The following is a 3,191-nucleotide window of genomic DNA, read 5'->3' as shown; positions in this document are numbered from 1 at the left end:
TCTTCATCACCAGCCGCTGATCCATCAGGTCGGCTCCGCTGCCATAGGTGTTGTAGATGCGTGCGATGCGTGTGTCTACGTCGAACTCCTCGCGGTAGGCGCGGTGCAGGGCTTCGGCTGCCCGTTTTCCCTCCATGAGGGTGTGTGCGCACCCGCACCCTTCGGCAGCGGCGGGACGGGTGTCGCCCATCTCGCCCGACGAGGCAAAGAGCACGCGGGCATGCTCGTCGCGGGCCGTGTCGAGCGTGTTGATCGTCCCGGTCATGCAGACCTGCAGCGCTTCGACCGGAAGCGCCTTGTCGTAGCATACGCGTGAAGGGGAGGCGAGGTTGTAGATCTCGTCGCAGCGGATGCCGAATCCGTGGACGATGTTGTGGCGGACGGCGTGGAAGGCCGGATGGCGCAGGACGTCGCGAAGCAGGGAGGATCCTGCGGCATCGCGGACATCGACACAGAAGACCTCGTTGCCGTCGGCGAGCAGCCGCAGGCAGAGATGTGTCCCGATGAACCCGGCGCCGCCGAGTACGACGATTCTTTTTTGCATGACTTTTCCGTTTTACCGGCCAAGCGAGCAAATTCTGTTCCACATGTGTGTCCTGCCAGCCGCAGAGACCGCATCGGTATGCGAACGGGCCCCGAAAGCCAACGCTTTCGGGGCCCGTTTTCTCAGTGCACTCCTCCGCCTTCTACTCGATGAAGAGTGCCTTGGGCAGCTGGTCGATGCCGGTGATGCCGACAACCTCGATCCCTTTCGGGCGGCGCGTGCCCTTGGCCAGATAGCCCGATACGACGATTCTCCGGAACCCGAGCCGCGCGGCCTCGCTGATGCGCTGTTCGGTGCGGGGTGCGGGGCGCACCTCGCCCGAGAGGCCGATCTCCCCGGCGCAGCAGACCCCTTCGGCGATCGGGCGGTCGTAGTACGAGGAGATGACGGCGGCCACCACCGCCAGGTCGAGCCCCGGGTCGGCGACCTTGAATCCTCCGGCGAAGTTCAGGAAGACGTCCTTTTGGAACATCTTCATGCCCAGCCGCTTTTCGAGCACGGCCAGCAGCATGTTCATGCGGCGTGCATCGAAACCCGTGGCCGAGCGCTGCGGCGTTCCGTAGGCGGCGCCGCTCACGAGTGCCTGCACCTCGATCAGGTAGGGACGCACCCCGTCGGCCGAGGCCCCGACGGCGATTCCCGACAGCGGCTCCTCGTAGTGCGTGAGCAGAATTTCCGAGGGGTTGTCCACGCCGCGCAGCCCGTCGTCGAGCATCTCGAACACGCCGATCTCGAACGTTGCGCCGAAGCGGTTCTTGATGCCGCGCAGGATGCGGTAGACGTTGTTGCTGTCGCCTTCGAACTGCAGGACGACATCGACGATGTGCTCGAGGATCTTCGGGCCGGCGATGGTCCCGTCCTTGGTGATGTGGCCGATGATGATGATCGACGTTCCGGTCGATTTGGCGTATTTGAGCAGGGTGGCGGCGCATTCGCGGATCTGCGACACGCTGCCGGCCGACGAGTCGATCAGCTCGGTGTAGATCGTCTGGATCGAGTCGATGACCACCAGGTCGGGCCGCTGCTCGGCGATCTGTGCGACGATGTGTTCGAGCAGAGTCTCGGGGTAGATCAGACACTCCTCGTTGCCGATCCCGATGCGGGTTGCGCGCATCTTGATCTGCTCGGCCGACTCCTCGCCCGAGACGTAGAGCGTTCTGAGCCCGTTTGCCGCGAGGGCGATCTGGAGCGAGAGGGTCGATTTTCCGATTCCCGGTTCGCCGCCCAGCAGCACGAGCGACCCGGGCACCATGCCGCCGCCCAGCACCCGGTTCACCTCCGTGTTGCCCAGGTCGAGCCGGCGGTGTTCGCTTTCGCGGATGTCGGCCACGCGCTGGGGCCGGCTTTCGGGCAGCGGTCCGCCGACGGCTGCCGGCACCTGGCTGCTCCCGCGCGAGATGATCTCCTCGGTGAAGGTGTTCCACTCGCCGCAGCCCGGGCACTTGCCGAGCCATTTCGGCGCCTCGAATCCGCAGTTGCGGCAGAAGTAGGCTTTCTTGATCTTTGCCATCGTCGTTGCTCGTCTGCGGGATCAGTAGGCGTTCGTCGAGGTATACTCGAGCCGTTCGGCCTTGGTGATGTTCACCTCGGGGTGGAGCTTGCGGTACTCTTCGGTGAGGTCCACGGCCAGCAGCACCTTGCGCACACCCTCACTGTCGGTGTACGAGGAGACCGTGCCGACGTAGTCGCGCCCCGAGTAGATGAATTCGATCGAGCTTTGCCCGGGCTCCTTGCCGAATACGCCCGCTGCCATTGCGGCGTCGGCCGCGGTCATCACCTCCAGCCGCCCGGCGTTGTACGTGGAGAAGTAGAGCGTGTAGCTGCCGCCCGCCGCAACGGGAGCCGCCGCGATGATCTCGGCCTCGATCTCCGCCACGGCCGGGTCTTCCGTCTGTCCGCCTTCCCCCGTTCCGTCGCCGGTTTCGTCCTCGGTTTCCGAGCCGCTTCCGGTCCCTTCGTCGGTTCCCGTACCTCCGGTCGTGTCGCTGCCTCCCGTTTCACCCCCTTCGCCGGGTGTGGGCTCGGGTTCTGGCTCGGTCGTTTCGATCGTGACTTCGGCCCCGACCTCCGTGATCGGGTAGGAGATCGTGTAGAAAACTTCGTTCTTCTCTTCGCCGCAGGCGCTTGCCATGAGGGCGGCGGTCAGTATGTACAGCAGTCGTTTCATCGTTTTTTCATTCAGTGCGGTTCGTATGTGTCATAATCCGAGCTCCCGGTCGATCAGGATGACCTGGATGCGTCCGGCCGGGTGGCAGCGCAGCATCTCCATGCGGGTGTTGCAGATCCGGTCCGGGGAGTTGCAGTCCATGCAGACGCCCGTTTTGGCGCACGGCGTGTGGAATCCCGGGTGTCGGGCGATGTTCTGCGGGGCCGCGATGCGGCGGATGCGCTCCTCGGCCTCCTCGCGCGAGGCGACGATCTTGTTGCGCCCGGCCACGAGGATCACCTTGCGGGGCCCGAACGCCACGGGGGCGATCCGGTTGCCGACCATGTCGAGCCAGTGGAGCGTGCCCTGCTCCGTGACGGCGTTGATACCCGTGACGAAGAGGTCGCAGAGGAGGGCCTGGCGCCGGATCTCGAGCCGTTCGGGACGGGGCATCGAGGCGTCGAATCCGTCGAGCAGCGTCCAACGGCTGGCGGGCCGGGG

General features: G+C 65.2%; 4 protein-coding genes. All 4 read right to left on the bottom strand.

What is annotated here, in order from left to right:
* Nucleotides 1–544, bottom strand: a 544-nt coding sequence (locus QZL63_RS06595; RefSeq protein WP_290586304.1) for an NAD-dependent epimerase/dehydratase family protein, incomplete at its 3' end; no start/stop codon positions are given.
* Nucleotides 545–686: 142 nt separating this feature from the next.
* Complete coding sequence (gene radA, locus QZL63_RS06590) at nucleotides 687–2,054, bottom strand: DNA repair protein RadA (RefSeq protein WP_022308534.1); 1,368 nt, start codon at nucleotides 2,052–2,054, stop codon at nucleotides 687–689.
* A 21-nt stretch (nucleotides 2,055–2,075) separates the two neighbouring features.
* On the bottom strand, nucleotides 2,076–2,711 hold the full coding sequence (locus QZL63_RS06585) for a hypothetical protein (RefSeq protein WP_022308533.1): 636 nt from the start codon (nucleotides 2,709–2,711) through the stop codon (nucleotides 2,076–2,078).
* A 30-nt stretch (nucleotides 2,712–2,741) separates the two neighbouring features.
* Nucleotides 2,742–3,191, bottom strand: a 450-nt coding sequence (locus QZL63_RS06580) for an LUD domain-containing protein (protein WP_290586299.1), incomplete at its 5' end; no start/stop codon positions are given.

Origin of the sequence: Alistipes sp. CAG:268, from assembly GCA_000434235.1 — a bacterium.
Classification (GTDB): domain Bacteria; phylum Bacteroidota; class Bacteroidia; order Bacteroidales; family Rikenellaceae; genus Alistipes; species Alistipes avistercoris.
Note: the sequence above shows the minus strand (reverse complement) of the source record. Positions and strands in the feature narration are given on the sequence as shown.